The organism is Staphylococcus simiae (genome assembly GCF_002902085.1).
Taxonomy (GTDB): domain Bacteria; phylum Bacillota; class Bacilli; order Staphylococcales; family Staphylococcaceae; genus Staphylococcus; species Staphylococcus simiae.
The window spans coordinates 1-635 of sequence record NZ_PPQR01000159.1 but is presented as its reverse complement, the minus strand read 5'-3'; the positions used below and the strand labels follow the sequence as shown (position 1 = coordinate 635).

General features: G+C 24.9%; 1 pseudogene. It reads left to right on the top strand.

Annotated elements, in window-relative coordinates:
• Nucleotides 1–635 (top strand): annotated as a pseudogene (locus CD113_RS12600) (exonuclease subunit SbcC); the annotation flags it as partial.

Sequence of the window (635 nt, the reverse complement as noted above, 5' to 3'; positions counted from 1 at the left end):
TTACATAATAGACAATATAAAGTTAAAAGACAGGGCCCATTTTTCAAAGAAGGAAATGTTACAAAAACTCATGCCAAACTTGATGTTTATGAAAAAGTAGATAATAAGTTTGAATTAAGAGAAAGTAAAGTTACACTTGGGAATCAATTTATTATTGATTTACTGGGGGTCAATGCAGATCAATTCAGACAACTATTTATTTTACCTCAGGGTGAATTCAAAAGATTTTTATTATCTAATAGTAGAGAGAAACAAGGTATTTTAAGAACTTTGTTTAATAGTGAAAAATATGAAATTATTCAAAATGTAATAACAGAAGATGTAAAATCAGAAAAACAACAAATAGACAATAGATATCAACAAATTGATACATTATGGCAAAGTATTGATCATTTTAATAACGAATCTCTAATGATGATTCTATCGACTTCAAGTCAACAAACTGAAAAAATACTTTCTTACATTCCTGACATATATAAGATATCTGAAAAGATTATAGAGGAATATCAACTTAAACAACAACAAAGTAATAAAAAATTTGAAAAAATCGAGCAAAAATTAAATCAAAATATTGAACTTTTAAATAATTTCAAATTATTAGAACAACAACAGTATGATCTTAGCTTATTAAAAGA